This window comes from Massilia aurea (assembly GCF_014200505.1).
Classification (GTDB): domain Bacteria; phylum Pseudomonadota; class Gammaproteobacteria; order Burkholderiales; family Burkholderiaceae_D; genus Telluria; species Telluria aurea_B.
The window spans coordinates 780653-800752 of the sequence record NZ_JACHBX010000002.1; the positions used below are offsets into that span (position 1 = coordinate 780653).

Genomic DNA, 20100 nt, shown 5'->3' on the forward strand with positions numbered 1-20100 from the left:
CTGCGAGCGCCAGGCGCTCATCGTCCGGTCACCGCCTGAAACGGCTTGCACGGCTGCGCATGGCAACCGATGCAAGCTTCGCCCCGCCAGTCAACATAAAGGAATGGTCATGCCACCCAAAAAGATCGCCGTCGTTATCGGCAGCCTGCGTCAACAATCGTTGAACCGCCAGTTTGCCCACGAAATCATCGCGCTTGCGCCGGCCTCGCTGTCGCTGGACATCGTCGAGATCGACGGACTCGCTCTGTTCAATGAAGATCTGGAAGGAAACGGTACCAGCGCGCCGGAAGCATGGACCCGCTTTCGCCAGAACATCGCGTCGAAGGATGGCGTCTTGTTCTTCACGCCCGAATACAACCGGTCGGTCCCTGCTGCGCTGAAGAATGCGATCGACATCGGCTCCCGTCCTTACGGTGAGTCGGTATGGGCCGGCAAGCCGGCTGCGATCGTCAGCGTCTCGCCTGGCGCCACGGGCGGCTTCGGCGCCAACCACCATCTGCGTCAATCGATGGTGTTCCTGGACATGCCGCTCTTGCAGCAACCGGAAGCGTATATTGGCGGCGCCCAGAAATTGCTGGGACCGGACGGGAAGTTCAATAACGAATTCACCACGCAACTGATGAAAAAGTTCATTGACGCGTTTGCTGCATGGGTCGAACTCCATGCGGCCACATCCAGGGGCTGACGTTACGTCGACGCTCGGTTTGCAGCCACCCTGCCGGGCGGTGCATTGGTCGCTGGCGCGATATAGTGACGCCATCACGATAGCGACTTTTCCCCATGAGCGACCAACAAGCATTTCCCCCATCCGAGCAGGACGACGATACGTTTCTCGAGCGCGAACTTGGCCTGGCCGCGCGCGGCATCGAACTGGTCAAACTGGAAGGCCGCGTGTTCCTGCGCTTCTCGGGCGCGGTGCGCTACGAAGGCCTGCACGTACCGTATCGCCTGGTGCCGTCGCGCGGCGTGCTGGCCAAGCCGAGCAAGTGGCGCAAGCTGGATCTGGCCGGGCGGCGCGCGCTGATCGAAGAACGCACCGGTGACGCCGACCTCGCGCGCCTGCACCAGGACGCCGAGGAATTCGTGCGCGATCTGGCGGGCGATGCCGACGACGCTGGCTACGATCCGATGCTGTTTCTCGATGTGCTGGACGAACTACAGACGTCCGAGCCGGCCGAGTACGTGTTCCAGCGGATTTCGCAGCGCTTGACCCATGCGATCGAGCGCGACGCCGAAGAGCGCCACGCGGCGCGCACCAAGGAGAGCATCAACCTGGCCGAGTACCCGCGCTCGTTCGACGTCGCCAGCCGCATGGGCCGCAAGTTCATCGCGCTCCTGGGCCCCACCAACTCGGGCAAGACGCATCGCGCGATGGAAGCGCTGGCCAAGGCGCCCAGCGGCGTGTACCTCGCGCCGCTGCGCCTGCTGGCGCTGGAAAACTACGAGCGCCTGCAGGCGGCGCGCCCGCACGGTGAGGCGATCAAGGTCAGCCTGATCACGGGCGAAGAACGGCGCCTGGTGGAGGGCGCTACGCACGTCGCCAGCACCGTCGAAATGCTCGACTCAAAAACGCCGATCGATGTGGCCGTGATCGATGAGATCCAGATGCTGGCCGATCGCGACCGCGGCGCCGCCTGGACTGCCGCCGTGTGCGGCGCGCCGGCATCGGTCGTGTACCTGGTTGGCGCACCCGAAGCGCGGCGCGCGATCGAGGCGCTGGCCGAGCGGCTCGATGTGCCGCTCGAGGTGCACGTGCTCAAGCGGATGGGCCCTCTGGAGATGGAACCGATGGCCGTGCGCAAGCTGTCGAACCTGCGCCGGGGCGACGCCGTGATCGCGTTCTCGCGCCGCGAGGTGCTCAAGTGGCGCGACATGATCACCGACAAAGGGCTGTCGGTAGCCACCGTCTACGGCAACCTGTCGCCCGAGGTGCGCCGCGCGCAGGCCGAGCGTTTCCGCGACGGTCAGGCCGACATCGTGGTGGGCACCGACGCACTGGCGATGGGGCTGAACATGCCGATCGCACGCATCGTGATGACGACCACGGTCAAGTACAACGGCGTGGAGGAAGAAGAAATCTCCGCTGCGCTGGCCAAGCAGATCGCGGGCCGGGCAGGGCGCTACGGCGTGCACGACGAAGGCTTCGTCGTCGGCTACGACGACGAGACGCACCAGGTCATGCGCTCATTGATGAAAGAAAAAATTCCGGCGGTGGCCACCAGCGGCTTTGCCGTGGCGCCGTCGCTCGAGCAGCTGCACCGCATTTCGTCGGTGACGGGCGAGACGTCGCTGGTCAAGCTGCTCAAGCGCTTTGTCCACAATATCGACGTGCCGGATGGCTTCTTCTACCCGCGCATCACCGAAGACCAGAACGAGCGCGCGGAGTGGCTCGACACGCTGCCGCTGTCAGTGGCCGACAAGTTCATGCTGTCACTGGTGCCAATCTCGAGCCGCGTGCCGGCGCTGCAGAAGGCGTGGGAACACTGGTGCCTGTCGCTGGCCAAGAAGATCGTCGTCAAGCTGCATGGCCACAGTAATCCGCAGCAGCTGTTCTACATGAACCTGCAAGAGGTCGAGGACCAGTGCCGCGTGTATTCGGCCTATGCGTGGCTGGGGTACCGGGCGCCGGACTACTTCCCGAGCATCGCGCTGGCGCAGGAGCTGGCGCGCGAGGCGTCCGAGCGGGTCGACGCACTGCTGCAGCAGCAGAATGCGGCGGCCCGGCAGCGGCATGGCGGCAAGCAGGGTGGCAAGGGTGGCAAGCACCACGAGGGCCGGCGCCGCTGACGCCGAGGGTGGTCTCGGTGTACGATGCCGCTTTCATAAAAACACCGAGACAACCCCATGAGCATCCCGCATACCCCTGAAGCCTTCAACACCTTCGGCGCAACCTACCTGCCCGGCCACCTGGGCATCCAGATTCTTGAGGTCAGCCCCGGCAAGCTGGCCGCCGAGATGCCGGTCGCGCCGCACCTGCTGGCGCCGAACGGCTACCTGCACGCCGGCAGCGTGGTCACGCTGGCCGATACCTGCGCCGGCTACGGCTGCATCAGCAACCTGCCGGAAGGCGCGCAGAACTTCACGACGATCGAATTGAAATCGAACCACCTGGGCACCGCGCGCGAAGGCACCATTGCCTGCGTCGCCACCGCCGTGCACCTGGGCCGCACGACGCAGATCTGGGACGCCACCGTCACGGACAAGGCCAGCGGCAAGACCATCGCGCTGTTCCGTTGCACGCAGATGATCCTGTACCCGAAAGCGTAACCAGGATCAGCCGGCCAGCTCTTTCTCGATCAGCTTGTGCACCGCGCCGAAGTCCGGCGCGCCGACATAGGTCTTGATGATGCGGCCCTGCTTGTCGATCAGGAAGGTGGTGGGCGTGAGCGTGACGTCGCCGAACTGGCGCGCGATATCGCCCGCCGAATCAAGCGCCACGGTAAATGGCAGCTTGCGCTGTTCGGCAAAATTGAGCACGTAGTCGGGCCGGTCGTACTGCATCGCGACGGCGACGAATTCCAGACCCTGGCCCTTGTACTTGTTGTAGGTCGCGACCATGTCGGGCATCTCCTTGACGCAGGTGACGCACGAGGTGGCCCAGAAGTTGACCATCACAACTTTGCCGCGCAGTGACTGCGTGGATACCTTGTCGCCGGCGATGCTGATGAACGTGACGTCCGGGGCCGGTGTGCTGCTGGCCAGCGAGGCGTAGCCGATGCCGGCCAGCGCCAGCACGACGGCGCCGATGGCGGCAGGCTTGATCCAGGAACGGGAAGAGGTGGACGCGGGGGATGCGGTCATGGTCGGCGATCGAATAAAAAAAGCGGCAGGGCCATTATAGCCCTGCCGCTTTTTTGCATGGTGCGGATGCACCCGGGGTTCAGGAACCCTGCGGTGCGTTCTGCGCGTTGGCCTGCTTGGCGCGGGCGTCTTCTTCGCTGATGTACTCGAAGATCTTCACCACGCTCGTCACGCCCGAGACGCCCTTGGCGACATCGGCAGCGATATTGCCTTCGCGCGGGGTCACAAGACCCATCAGGTAGACCACGCCGCGTTCGGTCGTGACCTTGAACGAGATCGCCGACACCGTCTTCATGTCGACCAGGCTGGCCTTGACCTTGGTGGTGATCAAAGCATCGTTCGAGCGCGAGGTGTAGCTCGACGAACCCGAAATCTTCAGTTCGTTGATGACCGACACGACGTTTTCGATCTTGCGCACTTCGCGCTCGGCCGCGGCCTTCATGGCCTCGTCGCGTACTTCGCCGGTGAGCAGCACCTTGCGGTTGAAGCTCGTGACGTTGATGTTGCCGTTGCCATTCGTGACTTCGCGCATCTTGATCTCGGCCTTGACCGTGACCGACTTGTCTTCGGTCTGGGCGCCCAGCGTGCGGCGGTCGACCGCCGAGACGGCGCTGCCGATGCCGGCGCCGACGATCAGGCCAAAGCAGCCCGACAGCGATGCCAGCAGGGCCGAACCCAGAACGACTTTCGTCAACAGCACGACCATGGGCCGGCGGGTATTACGCATTCTCGTCTCCTCCGAACAGCGCGACGTCGATGCCGTCGCAGATGCAGTGAATGGCGCACAGGTGAACTTCCTGGATCCGCGCGGTGCGCGAATGCGGGACGTTGACGTGGACGTCGGCGTCGGTCAGCAGCTTGGCCAACTGGCCGCCGTCCTTGCCTGTAAACGCCACGATGCGCATTTCGCGCTCGAGCGCCGCTTCGACCGCAGCGAGCACATTGCCCGAGTTGCCCGAAGTGGAAATGGCCAGCAGGATGTCGCCGGCCTGACCGAAGGCCTGCACCTGCTTGGAATAGATTTCGCGGAAGCTGTAGTCGTTGCCAACCGCGGTCAGGATCGACGTGTCGGTGGTCAGCGCGATGGCCGGGAGCGGGAAGCGCTCGCGTTCGAAGCGCCCGACCAGCTCGGCAGCAAAGTGCTGGCAGTCGGCGGCCGAACCGCCGTTACCGCAGGCCAGGATCTTGTTGCCATTGGACAGGGCGCCGAACATGAGTTCGACCGCCTGCGAAATGTGGGGAGCCAGGGTTGCAGCCGACCTCATCTTCAGGTCAGCGCTCTCCTGGAAGTGAGCGAGGATGCGTTGTGTATTCATAGCCGAGGATTATAGTGTAGTAGCAAGGGGCACTGGGCAAGGTCGGTAAAAATTGCTTACACTTCAATCACGTTCTGCAGCCACTCGATCTGTTCGCCATCGATGGCGACGACGTCGAAGCGGCAGGGCGGTGTGACGGGAAAGCGCAGCAGGTACACCTGGGCCGCGCAGACCAGGCGCCGGATCTTGGCCGGTGTGATGCTGGCTGCGGCGCCGCCTTGTCTGCTGCTGGCACGCTGGCGCACCTCGACGAACACAAGTGTGGCGCCGTCGCGCATGATCAGGTCGATTTCGCCACCCTTGCAGCGAAAGTTTTCTTCCACTGATACCAGCCTGCGACGGCGCAGGTAGGCGCTGGCGGCAAGTTCATACTGATGGCCCTGGGCCTGCCGTTGGGACAGGCGCCCGGGCCACATATTACTGGCCGGTGGAGACCGCTTCGAACACGCGGCCGGTCACGGCGGCGCCATCGGCGCCAGGCATCGCATCGCGCACGACGACGCCGGTTTCGACGCGGCGGAAAGCGCGCGCGCCTTGCCCCATATCGATCGACAGGCGGCCTGTGGCGCCGTCGAGCTCGAATGCGCCGGACGGACGCAGCGACAGCTCGCGCGCGATGCGGTAGGCGTCGATGCCCAGCGCGTACAGGCGCTGCAGGTCGAGGCCCTGGCCGCCGCTGCTCCAGCTCGGGTAGCTGGCCACGGCCGGGTGATCGGCCTGCACGGTCCATGGCAGGTCGAGGATGCGCACGCCGACCAGCTCAGGCGGGATGCTGGCCGGATCGCGGCCCGGGTTGACCGAGGCCGTGCCATAGGTGGGCATCGAGGTGCCGAGCGCGCTGCGCACCTGGCGCAGGCTGTTGGCGTCGAGCGCCGCGTAGACCAGTTGCGGCGGCTGCGATTGCAGGCGCGCGCGCAGGTCGGCCAGCGCATTGCCGTCGACATAGCCGCCGGCATTGGGCAGTTCGACGGTGTTCTGGGCGCGGCCCAGTTCGGACCAGCGCGCGCTGAAGGCGCCCGACAGGCGCTGTTGCCAGGTGGCGCGCCCGGTCAGCACCAGTGCCTGGCCGGATGGCTGCTCGCTCGCAGCCCAGTCGGCCACCTGGCGCGCTTCGTCTTCGAGCGACAAGCCGATGACGAGCATCTTGGACGGCAGCGCGGCCGCGACCTGCGGGTGGTTCAGCGCGATGGTCGGCTTGGTGACGGCGCCGCTCGTGGCCAGGGCCGCCACGGCAGGGCGCGCGAGCGGGCCGACCACGATGTCATTCTCGGCGGCCGCCATGCGGTAGGCGTCGAGCGCGGCTTGCGACGAGTCGCCGGTGGGCACGAGGTTGACGGTGACGTTGCCGCGCTGCTGGTCGTACGCGGCCATGAAGCCGGCGCGCACCGCTTCGGCGGGCTGTGCCAGCGCCTGCGATTCGAGGGGCAACAGCAGCGCGACACGGACGGTGGGGCCGCTTGGCGTGACCGCGGCACTTGGCGTGCTGCCGTCGGCGCTTGGTGGCAATTCGACCGGACTCGTCTGGACGCCGCTATCGGAACGCGGCGCAGGTGGTGTATAAGCAGAGTCGGCAGGTGCGGCAGGCGCGCCACTTGTCACTGACGCGCCCGGGCTGCACAATCCGCCTGGCATGCCACAACCGGTATCGGGTGGCAGGGGCGTACTGCCGCACGCGGCCAGCAGCGTCGTGAGTGAGGCGGCAATCAAGCCCGTGAGATTTTTTTTCTTCAGCATCGGAACCCTATATGACAGAACAGCAGACCATCGACATCGCCCGACTTCCCGTCATGGGCGAGGCGGCCCAGCAGTCCTATCCTACCGCAACGCTGTATGTCGTGGCTACTCCGATTGGCAACGTCACCGACATCACCCTGCGCGCTTTGCACCTGCTTGCCCTGGCCGACGTCGTCGCCTGTGAAGACACGCGCAAGACTGGCGCGTTATTGCAACGCTTTGGTCTCTCCAAGAGCACGATCGCGGCGCACCAGCACAATGAGCGCGAGGTTGCCGACAAGATTGTCGAGCGCCTGCGCGCCGGCCAGCGCGTGGCGCTGGTGTCCGACGCCGGCACGCCGGGCGTGTCCGATCCGGGCGCGCGCATCGTCGATGCCGTGCGCGCTGCCGGCCTGAACGTGGTGCCGTTGCCAGGCCCGTCGGCGGCGATCACGGCGCTGTCGGCCAGCGGCCTGGTCAATGACCGCTTCCACTTTGTCGGCTTTCTGCCGGCCAAGGCCAAGGGGCGCGAAACGGCGCTGGCGCCACTGACGCGCGAAACGTCGACGCTCGTGTTCTACGAAGCGCCACACCGGATCGTCGATTGCGTCGAAGCATTGGTGGCCGCGTTCGAGCCGACCCGCCAGGTCGTGTTTGCCCGCGAACTGAGCAAGATGTTCGAGGAAATCCACCGCTGCACGCTGGGCGAGGCCCTAGCCTGGGTCAAGGCCGACGCGCACCGCGAGAAGGGCGAATTCGTCGTGCTGGTCGAAGGCGCGGTCGCTGCAAGCGATGCCGAAGACATCGAGGCCGAGCGCGTGCTGCAGATCCTGCTGACCGAATGCAGCGTCAAGCAGGCGGCCAATCTGGCGGCGCAGATCACGGGCCGCAAGAAGAATGCCTTGTATGAGCGGGCGCTGCAGATCCGGGGTGAGTGAGGATTTTGACGCGAAATCCTTGACCAAGTGACGGCAAGCCGGTATTATCTTGCTTCTTCGGAGTGTAGCGCAGCCCGGTAGCGCACCTGGTTTGGGACCAGGGGGTCCAAGGTTCGAATCCTTGTACTCCGACCAGCATTAAGAGAAAAGCCGACAACGCGAGTTGTCGGCTTTTTTCGTTGTGCGGCCGTTTTCCTTGAAACAGCCCCCGGCACACCGGGGGCGTGAAGGTCAATCGGCCCGTTTGGCCGCCAGCGCATTGCCGGCACGGCTGATGCTCTTGCGGCCCAGTTGCGCAGAGATGAACAGCCCGGCATCGACCACCTGGTCGAGATCCACGCCCGTTTCAATTCCCAACCCCTGCATCAGATACAGCACGTCCTCGGTTGCCACATTGCCGGTCGCACCCTTGGCATACGGGCAGCCGCCCAGGCCCGCCACTGACGAGTGAAAAATTGCCACGCCCACTTCCAGCGCCGCATAGATATTTGCGAGCGCCTGGCCATACGTGTCGTGGAAGTGGCCGGCCAGCTGGCCCATCGGAAATTCTTGGGCTGCGCGCAGCATCACGGCCTGCGTCTGGCGCGCGGTTGCCACGCCGATCGTGTCGGCGATATCGATCTCGTCACAGCCCAGATCGCGCATGCGCGCCACGACGTCGCCCACGGCGTCCAGCGACACGGCGCCCTGGTACGGGCAGCCGAACGCCGTGCTGATCGAGCCACGCAGGCGCAGGCCGTGTTCCTTGGCCGCGCGCGCGACCGGCTCGAAGCGCGCGATCGACTCGGCAATCGAGCAGTTGATGTTCTTTTGCGAAAACGCCTCGGACGCTGCGCCGAACACCACGACCTCGTCGGCCTTGCCGGCCAGCGCGGCCTCGAAGCCCTGCATGTTCGGCACCAGCGCCGAATAGATCGTGCCGGGCCGGCGCTCGATGCGGGCCAGTACCTCGGCGGAGGTTGCCATCTGCGGCACCCATTTGGGCGAGACGAACGCCGCCGCCTCGACATTGACGAAACCGGCGCGGGCCAGGCGCTCGACCAGTTCGATTTTCACGTCAGCGCCGAGCGCTTCTTTTTCGTTCTGCAGGCCGTCGCGGGGGCCGACTTCGACGATCTTGACCTTGGTTGGCAGGGGCATCATTTCTTAATATCCACGTTGGCGATCGACGAGGTCGTCGACCGGTTGGCCATGTTCCAGTGCGTCGATCTTGGCGACGATCTGGCGCACGGCGTCCTGGCGCATGGTGAGCGCCGAAATATGCGGGGTGAGGGCGATGCGCGGCTCGTTCCAGAAAGGGTGCTGGGCCGGCAGCGGCTCGTGGCGAAACACGTCGAGCGTGGCGCCGGCGATGTGCCCGGAGCGGATCAGCGTCATCAGGTCGGGCTCGGCCAGGATCGCGCCGCGCGAGACGTTGATCAGAAACGCGCCCGGCGCCAGCTTGCCCAGGTTGTGGCGGTCGAGCAGGTTGGTGGTCTCTGGCGTCAGCGGCAGCAGGCAGACCAGCACGCGCGTGCCGTGCAAAAAGTCGCCGAATTGCGCCATGCCGGCATAGGTTGGCACGCCCGGGATGTCTTTCGGGCTGCGGCTCCAGCCGCGCACGGGAAAGCCGAAATGGCGCATCGCCTCGACCACCGGCATGCCCAGCCGGCCCAGCCCCATGACGCCGATCGTGAACGATTCCTTCGGATGCTGGGGCAGCGGATTCCAGGCGCTGTGCCTGGCCTGCTGCTCGTATTCGTCAAAGCGGCGGAAGTACCGCAGCACCGCATGCGCCACATACTCGGCCATCTGCACGCCCATGCCGGCGTCGCCCAGGCGCACCAGCGGCACGTCGGGCAAGGCATCGCCAAACTTGAGTAGCGCGTCGACGCCGGCGCCCATCAGGAAGATCGCCTTGACGCTTTCCATCTGGGCCAGCTGGGCCAGCAGGGCCGGCGCCGGATTCCACAGCACCGCGTAATCGCAGTGCGCCAGTTGCTCGCCTTCTTTCCAGATGACGGTCTGGGCGCCTGGCAGCACGCTGGCAAACGCGTGTTCCCAAGGCTCGCTGACGCCATCGCCCCGGTACAGGACAATCCGCATGTCTCCCCCTCATCGTGTAGGGTGGTTTTTATGGGTGTTGCTTACGCCGCCTTGAAGGCCAGCAGCGGTGCGCCGTCGGCAACCTGGTCGCCGACCTCGTACAGCACGTCCTCGACCACGCCGTCGCCCGGCGCGGCAATCGTGTGCTCCATCTTCATCGCTTCCATGATGACGAGCGGTTCGCCCTTCACCACGGTGGCGCCGGCCTGGACGAGCACCGCGACCACCTTGCCCGGCATTGGCGCCGTCAGGCGGCCGCCGAGTGTTTCGACTTCGCCGGCGTGGGCCATCGGATCATTGTACGTCAGCGTGAAATGCCCACCGCCGGTAAATACGTGGAACACGTCGCCGTCGCGGCGCACGACGCCCTGGACGGCCGTCTCGCCGAGGCGCAGCGCCAGGTCGTCGCCAGCACCACCGACGCGTTCCACACGCTGCGTCTGGCCATCGAGGTCGATTTCGAGCCCGTCGCGGCGGTAGGTCAGGCCGACGCGGTAGGCGCCGAATTCGTCGGACCACGACAGCACGCGGCGGTAGTCGCCGTTCATGCGCCAGCCGCTGGCCTGGCTCCACGGATCAGGGTCGTTGGCGGCGTTCTCGCGCAGCGCGAACACGGCCAGGGCCAGTGCGCCCAGCGGCGCCGGTGCGGCAGGCGGGAACAGCGTCGCGCCATGGCGCTCGATCAGGCCCGTGTCCAGGTCGGCCGTGGCAAACGCCTCGCCCTCAACCAGGCGTTTCAAAAAGGCGATATTGGTGGCCAGACCGACGATGCGGAATTCGCTCAGTGCCTGCGACATGCGTGCCAGCGCCTGGGTGCGGTCGGCGCCCCAGACGATCAGCTTGGCGATCATCGGATCATAGAACGGCGAAATCGCATCGCCTTCGCGCACGCCGGAATCGACACGCACGGCGGCCGGATTGGCGCCGTCGCTGCCCAGTTCGAACGCGACCGCACGCGGCACGTCCATATGGCGCAAGGTGCCGATCGACGGCAGGAAACCCTTCTCGGGATTTTCGGCATACACGCGCGCTTCGATCGCGTGGCCGTGGATGCCCAGTTCATGCTGCTGTTTCGGCAGCGCTTCGCCAAAGGCGACCCGCAACTGCCATTCCACCAGGTCGGTCCCGGTGATCATTTCGGTCACCGGATGCTCGACCTGCAGGCGCGTGTTCATCTCCATGAAGTAGAACGAGCCGTCCTGGTTGGCGATGAATTCGACGGTGCCGGCGCCGACATAGCCGACGGCGCGCGCAGCGTTCACGGCGGCTTCGCCCATCGCGGCGCGCCGCTCCGGCGGCATGCCGGGGGCGGGCGCTTCTTCCAGCACCTTCTGGTGCCGGCGCTGCACCGAGCAATCGCGCTCGTGCAGGTAGACGCAGTTGCCCAGGCTGTCGGCAAACACCTGGATCTCGATGTGGCGCGGGCGGATCAGGTACTTCTCGACCAGCACCTTGTCGTCGCCGAAACTGGAAATCGCTTCGCGCTTGCACGAGGCCAGCGCGCCTTCGAAATCTTTGGAACGCTCGACCACACGCATGCCCTTGCCGCCGCCGCCGGCGCTGGCCTTGAGCAGCACCGGGTAGCCGATGCGGTCGGCTTGCTCGCGCAGAAACGCGGGATCCTGCTCGTCGCCGTGGTAGCCCGGCACCAGTGGCACGTTGGCGCTTTCCATCAGCTGCTTGGCGGCGGACTTCGAACCCATCGCGCGCATCGATGCTGCGGGCGGGCCGACGAACACGAGGCCGGCGGCGTGCACAGCATCGGCAAACTCCGCGTTTTCGGACAGGAAGCCGTAGCCGGGGTGGATCGCCTGCGCGCCGGTGGCCTTGGCGACTTCGATAATTTTCTGGCCGCGCAGATAACTGTCGCGCGCGGCGGCGGGGCCGATCAGGATGGCCTCATCGCAGACCGCGACGTGCTTGGCGCCGGCGTCGGCCTCGGAATACACGGCGACGGTGCGAATACCCATGCGGCGCGCAGTAGCGGCCACACGGCAGGCGATCTCGCCACGATTGGCGATGAGGAGTTTGGTGAACATGCGCGTTATCTTTCGCTTATGGTTGTTCGGGTGGTACTTTGGCTGTGTCTCTCCAGCCGGATCATTCGCGCTGCCACGTCGTTCCCGCGAAGGCGGGAACCCAAGTCATTTGCTTGGCCACGCACGTTAAACGTAGCTGATACGCATGCAAACTTAGGTTCCCGCCTCCGCGGGAACGACGGGGTATTCAGCAGCTGCAGGCTTCCTTCGGCGCCGACTCCAGCGTCGCTGCGCGGGTTTTGAGGCCCAGTTTTTCCAGCAGCACGCGGTCATCGTCGGCTTCCGGGTTCTCGGTGGTCAGCAGCTTGTCGCCGTAGAAGATCGAGTTGGCGCCAGCCATGAAGCACATCGCCTGCACGGCTTCGCCCATTTCGCGGCGGCCCGCCGACAGGCGCACGCGCGCTTGCGGCATCGTGATGCGCGCGACCGCAATGGTGCGCACGAATTCGATCGGGTCGAGCTTGTCCATGCCGTGCAGCGGCGTGCCCGCCACCTGCACCAGATGGTTGACCGGCACCGATTCGGGATACGGGTTCAGGTTCGCCAGTTGCGCGATCAGGCCGGCGCGCTGTTCGCGCGTCTCGCCCATGCCGACGATGCCGCCGCAGCAGACCTTCAGGCCCGCTTCGCGCACGCGGCCCAGCGTGTCCAGGCGGTCCTGGTATTCGCGGGTCGAAATGACGTTGTTGTAGAAGTCCGGCGCGGTGTCGATATTGTGGTTGTAGTAGTCCAGGCCAGCGCGCTTGAGCTGCTCGGCCTGGCCGGCTTCGAGCATGCCCAGCGTGGCGCAGGTTTCCATGCCCAGTGCCTTGACTTCACGCACCATCGTCTCGACCTTGTCCATGTCGCGCTCTTTCGGGCTGCGCCACGCTGCGCCCATGCAGAAGCGCGTCGCGCCGCTGGCCTTGGCCGCGCGCGCCGCGTCGAGCACCGTGTCGATGTCGAGCAGCTTCTTGGCTTCCACGCCCGTGTCGTAGCGCGCCGCCTGCGGGCAGTAGCCGCAGTCTTCTTCGCAGCCGCCGGTCTTGATCGACAACAGCGTCGCCAGTTCGACGTCGCCGTCCGGGAAATTCAGGCGGTGCGCGGTCGACGCGCGGTGCATCAGTTCGGTGAACGGCAGGTCGAACAGCGCGAGCACGTCGGCCAGCGGCCAGGTTGCATTCTCGGGCGGCTTGATGGCTGCCGTTGGGCGGTGCAGGGCGACAGTGTTCATATTGGTCATTTCGGTTCCTTCAAAAACTAGACCCGCGTGGACGGCCAGCCTGGCAGTCCGGCGAGGTCGATAAATTCGGCTGCCGCAGCAGCCGTCGGTTCGTTCAGGCGCGGCACGCGGCCCAGCAGCGGCGCCGGGATACGCTGGGTCAGCGCCTCGATGTTCTCTTGCGCAAAGCGCATGTCCGTGTCGACCGTGTTGGCGACCCAGCCGGCCAGCACCAGGCCGCGCGCCACGATCGCCTCGACCGTCAGCAGCGCATGGCTGATGCAGCCCAGGCGCATGCCGACGACGAGGATCACGGGCAGGTTCAGTTGTGCGGCCAGGTCGGCGCTGTCGAAGTCGTCGTTGAAGGGCACGCGAAAGCCCCCCACGCCTTCGACCACGACGGCGTCGGACGCGGCCTGGACCTCGGCAAAGGCGGCCAGGATCGGCACCAGCTCGATTGTCACGCCCTCGAGCGCGGCGGCGATGTGCGGTGCGGCCGGTTCGCGCAGCAGGTAGGGCGTGGTCAGCGAGACTGGCAGGTGCACGTTGCCGGCGGCGATCAGCTGGTCGGCATCGTCATTGTGCAGCGCGCCGTCACGTACTTCAGTGCCGGCCGCCACTGGCTTCATGCCGCAGGCGCGCTGGCCTGTGGCCACGAGCTTGTGCAGGATGGCGGCCGAGATCAGCGTCTTGCCGATCTCGGTATCGGTGCCGGTGACGAAGCACGCAAAGCGCATTGGCAGATCGTCGGCGCGCAGTTCGAGTTCGGGCTCCAACACGGGTTCATCGAGCTCGGTCAGGTCGACCTCGGGGTCAAGTACGGGTTGCACGATGACCGGTGCATCGGTTTCATTCAGATTGTTCATGGTGCGGCCTTTTCCAGTTCGTTGAGCGCCTGCGCCAGCCGCGCCACGTCATCCGTGGCATGGGCGGCGGACAAGGTCACGCGCAGGCGCGCGGTACCGGGCGCCACGGTTGGCGGGCGGATCGCCGGCACCCACAAGCCCTGCTCATGCAGGCGGCTGGCGGCGTGCAGTGCAGCGTCGTTGCTGCCGATGATGACGGGCTGGATCGGGGTGGTCGACGCCGCCAGTTCCCAGCGCTCCAGCCTCAGCGAACCGCGCAGCTGCTCGACCAGTCGTGCCAGGTGTGCACGCCGTTCGGCGCCCTCGTCACCACCCATGATAGCAAGGCTGGCGAGCAAGGCGTGTGCAAGCGCCGGCGGGCAGGCCGTCGTATAGATATACGGGCGCGCGCGCTGGATGAGCAATTCGATCACGCTGGCGTGCGCGGCCACGAACGCGCCGCCGACGCCGGCGGCCTTGCCCAGCGTGCCCATGTAGATCAGGTTTCGCGAGCGCAGGCCGAAATGTTCCAGTGCGCCGCGCCCGTTCTGCCCCAGCACGCCGAAGCCGTGGGCATCGTCGACCACCAGCCAGGCGCCGTGGCGCTCGCATGCGGCCAGCAGCGCCGGCAGCGGCGCCAGGTCGCCATCCATGCTGAACACGCTGTCGGTGACGACGATCTTGGTGCTGGCGCTGCTGGCGGCCAGGCGTTGCGTCAGCGTTTCGACGTCGCCATGCGGGTAGACCGTGACGCCCGCTTTCGCGAGCCGGGCACCGTCGATCAGCGACGCATGGTTCAGCGCCTCGGAAAAGATCATCGCATCGGCATCGACACCGAGGGCGCTTAGGATCGCCAGGTTGGCCATATAGCCGGTGCACAGCGTCAGCGCGCGCGCCTGCTCGAGGTGCGGCGCCATCCACTCGGCCAGCGTTTCTTCGAGCAGGTGATGTGCGCGGCTGTGGCCCGACACCAGGTGCGAGGCGCCGCTGCCGGCGCCATACAGCTGCGCGCCTTCGCGCAGTGCCTCGATGACTTGCGGGTGAGCGGCCAGGCCCAGGTAATCGTTGCTGCAAAAGGCCAGCAGGTCACGGCCGTCGACCAGCTGGCGCGGCGCGCAGGCGCCATCGGTGATGCGGCGGCGCCGCGTGAGGCTGCGCGCGGCCAGCGTGCCCAACTGGCGGTCGATGGTGGCGATCAGATCCATCACATCATCCCGCGATAACGGATTCGAACGTCTTGATCGTGCGCGCCGCCAGGCCCGCGACTTCTTCTTCGTCCAGCACGTACGGCGGCATCAGGTACACCGTGCGACCGATGGGGCGCAGCAGCAGTTCGTTCTCGGCCGCCGTCGAAAAGAAGCGGCGCGCGAAGGTGGAGGCAAGATCGGTATCCGGTTCGATGGCGTCGAACGCGAAGATCATGCCGCGCTGGCGGAAGTGGCGCGTGCGCGGATGGTCGGCCAGCGGCGCCAGCGCCACCGTCATCCTGGTGGCCAGCTCGCGGTTGCGGTTCAACATGTCGTCTTCTTCGAAGATGTCGAGCGTGGCCAGCGCCGCGCGGCAGGCCAGCGGATTGCCGGTGTACGAGTGCGAGTGCAGGAAGCCGCGCGTGATGTCGGTGCTGTAGAAGGCCTGGTAGATATCGTCGCGCGTGAGCACGAGCGAGAGCGGCAGGTAGCCGCCGCTGATGCCTTTCGACAGGCACAGGAAATCCGGCCAGATGCCGGCCTGCTCGCAGGCGAAGAAGGTGCCGGTGCGCCCGCAGCCGACTGCGATTTCGTCGGCGATCAGGTGCACGCGGTGCTGGTCGCACAGGTCGCGCAACAGCTTGAGATACAGCGGGTCGTACATCGCCATACCGGTGGCGCACTGCACCAGTGGCTCGACGATGATGGCGGCGATCTTGTCAGCGCGTTCTTCGAACAGCGCTTTGACTTCAAGGATCGCGCGCCGCGCGACGTCCTGCGCCGTCTCGCCCTCGAACGCGCTGCGGGCATCGGGGGCGCTTACCACGTGCGAAGCGCGCAGCAGCGGGCCGTAGGCGTCCTTGAACAGCGGCACGTCGGTGACCGACAGCGCGCCGATCGTCTCGCCGTGGTAGCTGCCCTGCAGGCAGACGAATTCCTGTTTGGACGACTGGTCGGCATTGCGCCACGCGTGGAAGCTCATCTTCATCGCGATTTCCACGGCCGATGCGCCGTCGGAGGCGAACGTGGCGTGGCCCAGCGCGTGGCCGGTGAGCGCCGTCAGGCGTTCGGCCAGCTCGACCACGGGCGCGTGCGTGAAGCCGGCCAGCATCGCGTGTTCGAGCTTGTCCAGCTGGTCCTTCAGCGCGGCATTGATGCGCGGGTTGGCGTGGCCAAACAGGTTGACCCACCACGAGCTGATGCCGTCCAGGTAGCGCTTGCCGTCATAGTCGTACAGCCACGGCCCCTTGCCGTGGCTGACCGCGATCAGCGGCACCTCTTCGTGATGCTGCATCTGGGTGCAGGGATGCCAGACGCTGCGCAGGCTGCGCGCGATCCAGTCGGAGGAGGTGGTTTGCTGCTTCACGATAAAATTCCAATACTAGTTAATCCATGTCGGCTTGCGCTTTTCAAGGAACGAGGCCACGCCTTCGCGGCCTTCGGTCGATGCGCGGATCGCGGCGATGCGCCCGGCCGTGTCACGCAGCAGCGCATCGTCGACCGGCTGGCCAACGATCTCGCGCACCAGCGTCTTGGCCTGCCGGACGGCGTGCGGGCTGTTGTTCACCAGCGCCTTGACGATCCCGGCGACAGTGGCGTCGAGCGCTTCCGGCGCCACGACCGCGTGCGCGACACCGATGCGCTGCGCCTCGGCCGCGTCGAAGCGCTCGGCCGTCAAGAAGTAGCGGCGCGCTGCCTGTTCGCCCATCGCCTTGATCACGTAAGGCGAGATGGTAGCCGGAATCAGCCCGAGCTTCACTTCGGACAGGCAAAAACCGGCCGCCTCGCTCGCCACGACGATGTCGCAGGCCGCCACCAGGCCCATGCCGCCGGCGTAGCAATCGCCCTGGACGCGCGCGACCACCGGCTTGGGGCACAGGTAGATCGTGCGCAGCATCTCGGCCAGGCGCATGGCATCGGCCTCGTTCTCGTCATGCGAGTAGCCGGCCATCTTCTTCATCCAGTTCAGGTCTGCACCGGCGCAGAACGACGGGCCATTGGCGGCCAGCACGATCGCGCGCACGGCGTCGTTGCGGCCGAGTTCATCGAACACGCGCGCCAGTTCGGCAATCGCCCCTTCGTTGAAGGCATTGCGCAGGTCGGGGCGGTTCAGCGTGACGGTGGCGACCTTGTCGGCAACGGTCACAAGCAGGGTGTCATAGGTCATCGTCATCCCCTTACATGCGGAACACGCCGAACGTCGTGTCGCCGATCGGCTGGTTCATGGCGGCGGACAAGCCCAGGCCCAGCACGGTGCGGGTGTCGGCCGGATCGATCACGCCGTCGTCCCACAGCCGCGCCGACGCGTAATACGGGTGGCCCTGGTGCTCGTACTGGTCGCGGATCGGCTGCTTGAACGCGGCTTCTTCTTCGGGCGACCACTGGCCGCCGCGGCCTTCGATGCCGTCGCGCTTGACGGTGGCCAGCACCGACGCAGCCTGGTCGCCGCCCATCACCGAGATACGCGCATTGGGCCACATCCACAGGAAGCGCGGCGAGAACGCGCGGCCGCACATGCCGTAGTTGCCGGCGCCGAACGAGCCGCCGATGATGACGGTGAACTTTGGCACGGCAGCGGTGGCCACGGCCGTGACCATCTTGGCGCCATTGCGCGCGATGCCCTCGTTTTCGTATTTGCGCCCGACCATGAAGCCGGTGATGTTCTGCAAGAACACGAGCGGAATCTTGCGCTGGCAGCACAGCTCGATGAAGTGCGCGCCCTTCAGTGCCGACTCCGAAAACAGGATGCCGTTGTTGGCAATGATGCCGACCTTCATGCCGTGAATATGGGCGAAGCCGCACACCAGCGTCGTGCCGTAGCGCGCCTTGAATTCGTCGAACACGCTGCCGTCGACCACGCGCGCGATCACTTCGCGCACGTCGAATGGTTTGCGCGTATCGACCGGGATGACGCCGTACAGTTCCGACGCCGGATAGTGCGGCTCGACGCTCGCGCGCCGTTCGCCCTGCTGCGGCTTGACGCGGTTCAGGTTCGACACGATCGTGCGCGCCAGCGACAGCGCATGCGGATCGTTCTGCGCAAGGTGGTCGGCCACGCCCGACAGGCGCGTGTGCACGTCGCCGCCGCCCAGGTCTTCGGCGCTGACAACTTCACCGGTTGCCGCTTTCACGAGCGGCGGGCCACCCAGGAAAATCGTGCCCTGGTCCTTGACGATGATCGACTCGTCGCTCATCGCCGGCACGTACGCGCCGCCCGCGGTGCATGAGCCCATCACGACGGCGATCTGCGGGACACTTTTGGCCGACAGGTTCGCCTGGTTATAGAAGATGCGGCCGAAGTGGTCGCGGTCGGGGAACACGTCGTCCTGGTTCGGCAGGTTGGCGCCGCCCGAGTCGACCAGATAGATGCAGGGCAGGTTGTTCTGCTCGGCGATCTCCTGCGCGCGCAGGTGCTTCTTGACCGTCATCGGGTAATAGGTGCCGCCCTTGACGGTGGCGTCATTGCAGACGATCACGCATTCGTGGCCGCTTACCCTGCCGATGCCGGTGATGATGCCGGCGCTGGGCGCGGCGCCGTCATACATCTCGTACGCGGCCAGTTGCGAGAATTCGAGGAAGGGCGTACCCGGATCGAGCAGATGTTCGACACGCTCGCGCGGCAGCAGCTTGCCGCGCGCGAGGTGACGCGCACTGGCTTCGGCGCCGCCGCCCTGCGCCAGTTGCGCCACGCGCGCGCGCAAGTCGTCCACCACGGCCTGCATGGCGGTGGCATTGGCCTTGAAATCCTCGCTGCGCGGGTTCAGTTTGCTTTCGATCTGGGGCATGTGCCGTCCTCTGGTCTGTCGCCGCCCTGGGTGTCTGGCAGCGCTTTACTTCTTGTCGGGGAAACTGCCGTCCAGGTAAAACCAGCGTGGCGCGCCATCGGGGCCGGCTTCGCGCACGAAACGGCTGCGCTCGTGGAGACGGTGCGCGCGCCCGCCCACCTTGAAGCGGGCGACGAATTCGACGTGGTCTTCGTCGCGCGGGTGGTCGTGGTCGCCTGGAACGTCCGGCAATTCTGCTTTACGTTGACGTAAACGTAAAGCAGTTTTTATCTCCAGACCTAGCCAGCGGACGGGCTCGTTGTCGATGATCGGCTCTTGCGGCCGTGTGCTCGGGTGCCAGGTGGCGCGCAGGTAGGCCTCGTTGCCCAGCGTGAAGGCGGTATAGCGCGAGCGCATCAGCTGTTCGGCCGTGGGCGGCAAGGCCGCGCCGGCCAGGAACGGGCCGCAGCAGCTGTCGAACGAGGGGCCGCCGCAGGGGCAGGGGGAGGTGGGGCGGGGAGGCATGGCGGCAATTATCCGCGATTTCCCCAACGATGGTCAGATGAGTGCTTCGCGAAGGCCTCGCAAGACCAGCCGGTTAACTCGACAGGATTCGTCGACGTAAGAGTGCTGCCAGATCGCGGCTCGTATGGCAAACGATGTAAATATAAAAGCATTCACGATCGCCACACTCAACAATGATGCGGTGTTGACCGGCCAGAAGCTGACGGTATCGGGGGAGGTTGAGCTCTTCCAGCTCGCCTACGAGCGTCCCTTTATTGGGCCATTGCATCAGGGATGCCACTTCATCGCGGATTTGCTGCGTCACCTTTCTGGCGTAGTCCGGTGATTCGGACTGCTTCAGGTATTGGCGGATCGTGAGCAGGTCGTCCTGGGCAGATTCGGTCCAGATGATCTTCATGATTTGTCAGGGCGCGTTGTCTTGTGCATCCAGCTGCGCAAAAAAATCATCATGACCGGTGACCTTGCCGTCTTCAATTTGCTTCCTGCCATGGGCAAGCAGCCGTAGCATCGTCAATTGATCCTGCGTCTTCTGATAGCTCACCGGATCCTGGACGATCGCCTGCACCCGGCCATTGACAGTAATGGCCACGGGATCATGGGTTTCCTGAACCAACTTGACCACATCGCTGGTATTCGTTTTCAAATAACTGATGGGTTGGATATTGGAAAAGTTCATGGAGCCTCCA

21 protein-coding genes and 1 tRNA gene are annotated in these 20100 nt (G+C 65.6%); 5 read left to right on the forward strand and 17 right to left on the reverse strand.

The features are described 5' to 3' along the window. Positions 1 to 109 precede the first annotated feature (109 nt). From HD842_RS12860 to HD842_RS12870, 3 genes are all read left to right on the forward strand, one after another. Positions 110 to 685: an NADPH-dependent FMN reductase gene (locus HD842_RS12860; RefSeq protein WP_183554984.1), complete on the forward strand. Its 576-nt coding sequence runs from the start codon at positions 110 to 112 to the stop codon at positions 683 to 685. 95 nt (positions 686 to 780) lie between these two features. Next, positions 781 to 2787 carry a helicase-related protein gene (locus HD842_RS12865; protein WP_183554986.1) on the forward strand — a complete coding sequence of 669 codons (2007 nt, stop codon included), beginning with the start codon at positions 781 to 783 and terminating at the stop codon, positions 2785 to 2787. 57 nt (positions 2788 to 2844) lie between these two features. Continuing rightward, entirely contained in the window at positions 2845 to 3267 is a 423-nt protein-coding gene (locus tag HD842_RS12870) for a PaaI family thioesterase (RefSeq protein WP_183554988.1), read from the forward strand. Positions 3268 to 3273: 6 nt separating this feature from the next. On the opposite strand, the gene HD842_RS12875 is transcribed toward HD842_RS12870, so the two are convergent. The 5 genes from HD842_RS12875 to HD842_RS12895 form a co-directional block, all read right to left on the reverse strand. Next, on the reverse strand, positions 3274 to 3801 hold the full coding sequence (locus tag HD842_RS12875; protein WP_183554990.1) for a TlpA disulfide reductase family protein: 528 nt from the start codon (positions 3799 to 3801) through the stop codon (positions 3274 to 3276). Positions 3802 to 3880: 79 nt separating this feature from the next. Then, entirely contained in the window at positions 3881 to 4528 is a 648-nt protein-coding gene (locus HD842_RS12880) for a BON domain-containing protein (protein WP_183554992.1), read from the reverse strand. Beyond that, the gene (locus tag HD842_RS12885; protein WP_183555000.1) at positions 4521 to 5117 is read right to left on the reverse strand and encodes a phosphoheptose isomerase; all 597 of its coding nucleotides are present in this window, start codon (positions 5115 to 5117) and stop codon (positions 4521 to 4523) included. Before HD842_RS12885 ends, HD842_RS12880 begins: the two co-directional genes overlap by 8 nt. Before the next feature lie 56 nt (positions 5118 to 5173). After that, positions 5174 to 5533, reverse strand: a complete 360-nt coding sequence (locus HD842_RS12890) for a YraN family protein (RefSeq protein WP_183555002.1) — start codon at positions 5531 to 5533, stop codon at positions 5174 to 5176. A gap of 1 nt (position 5534) precedes the next feature. Further along, entirely contained in the window at positions 5535 to 6851 is a 1317-nt protein-coding gene (locus HD842_RS12895) for a penicillin-binding protein activator (RefSeq protein ID WP_183555003.1), read from the reverse strand. 11 nt (positions 6852 to 6862) lie between these two features. Here HD842_RS12895 and rsmI point away from each other — a divergent pair, with 11 nt between their 5' ends. Together rsmI and HD842_RS12905 are read left to right on the forward strand one after the other, a co-directional pair. Next, positions 6863 to 7768: a 16S rRNA (cytidine(1402)-2'-O)-methyltransferase gene (gene rsmI, locus HD842_RS12900; protein ID WP_183555005.1), complete on the forward strand. Its 906-nt coding sequence runs from the start codon at positions 6863 to 6865 to the stop codon at positions 7766 to 7768. A gap of 58 nt (positions 7769 to 7826) precedes the next feature. Beyond that, positions 7827 to 7903, forward strand: a tRNA-Pro gene (locus HD842_RS12905). A gap of 96 nt (positions 7904 to 7999) precedes the next feature. On the opposite strand, the gene HD842_RS12910 is transcribed toward HD842_RS12905, so the two are convergent. From HD842_RS12910 to HD842_RS12965, 12 genes are all read right to left on the reverse strand, one after another. Then, entirely contained in the window at positions 8000 to 8911 is a 912-nt protein-coding gene (locus tag HD842_RS12910) for a hydroxymethylglutaryl-CoA lyase (RefSeq protein WP_183555008.1), read from the reverse strand. A 3-nt stretch (positions 8912 to 8914) separates the two neighbouring features. Further along, entirely contained in the window at positions 8915 to 9853 is a 939-nt protein-coding gene (locus tag HD842_RS12915) for a 2-hydroxyacid dehydrogenase (protein WP_183555010.1), read from the reverse strand. Between the two features lie 41 nt (positions 9854 to 9894). Further along, positions 9895 to 11892, reverse strand: coding sequence for an acetyl/propionyl/methylcrotonyl-CoA carboxylase subunit alpha (locus HD842_RS12920; RefSeq protein WP_183555012.1), 1998 nt, complete (start codon positions 11890 to 11892; stop codon positions 9895 to 9897). Positions 11893 to 12079: 187 nt separating this feature from the next. After that, on the reverse strand, positions 12080 to 13105 hold the full coding sequence (bioB, locus tag HD842_RS12925; RefSeq protein ID WP_183555312.1) for a biotin synthase BioB: 1026 nt from the start codon (positions 13103 to 13105) through the stop codon (positions 12080 to 12082). 26 nt (positions 13106 to 13131) lie between these two features. Then, complete coding sequence (bioD, locus tag HD842_RS12930; RefSeq protein ID WP_183555014.1) at positions 13132 to 13959, reverse strand: dethiobiotin synthase; 828 nt, start codon at positions 13957 to 13959, stop codon at positions 13132 to 13134. Then, positions 13956 to 15143: an 8-amino-7-oxononanoate synthase gene (bioF, locus tag HD842_RS12935; protein WP_183555016.1), complete on the reverse strand. Its 1188-nt coding sequence runs from the start codon at positions 15141 to 15143 to the stop codon at positions 13956 to 13958. Before bioF ends, bioD begins: the two co-directional genes overlap by 4 nt. 4 nt (positions 15144 to 15147) lie before the next feature. Further along, a complete protein-coding gene (gene bioA / locus HD842_RS12940) occupies positions 15148 to 16491 on the reverse strand; it encodes an adenosylmethionine--8-amino-7-oxononanoate transaminase (RefSeq protein ID WP_183555018.1) in 1344 nt (447 codons plus the stop codon). Between the two features lie 15 nt (positions 16492 to 16506). Then, positions 16507 to 17292 carry an enoyl-CoA hydratase/isomerase family protein gene (locus tag HD842_RS12945; RefSeq protein WP_183555020.1) on the reverse strand — a complete coding sequence of 262 codons (786 nt, stop codon included), beginning with the start codon at positions 17290 to 17292 and terminating at the stop codon, positions 16507 to 16509. A 10-nt stretch (positions 17293 to 17302) separates the two neighbouring features. Further along, on the reverse strand, positions 17303 to 18910 hold the full coding sequence (locus HD842_RS12950; protein WP_183555022.1) for a carboxyl transferase domain-containing protein: 1608 nt from the start codon (positions 18908 to 18910) through the stop codon (positions 17303 to 17305). Positions 18911 to 18955: 45 nt separating this feature from the next. Further along, a complete protein-coding gene (locus tag HD842_RS12955) occupies positions 18956 to 19414 on the reverse strand; it encodes a YchJ family protein (protein WP_183555024.1) in 459 nt (152 codons plus the stop codon). A gap of 73 nt (positions 19415 to 19487) precedes the next feature. Beyond that, on the reverse strand, positions 19488 to 19811 hold the full coding sequence (locus tag HD842_RS12960) for a type II toxin-antitoxin system RelE/ParE family toxin (protein WP_183555026.1): 324 nt from the start codon (positions 19809 to 19811) through the stop codon (positions 19488 to 19490). A gap of 6 nt (positions 19812 to 19817) precedes the next feature. Next, complete coding sequence (locus HD842_RS12965) at positions 19818 to 20090, reverse strand: type II toxin-antitoxin system Phd/YefM family antitoxin (RefSeq protein WP_183555028.1); 273 nt, start codon at positions 20088 to 20090, stop codon at positions 19818 to 19820. Positions 20091 to 20100: the final 10 nt, after the last annotated feature.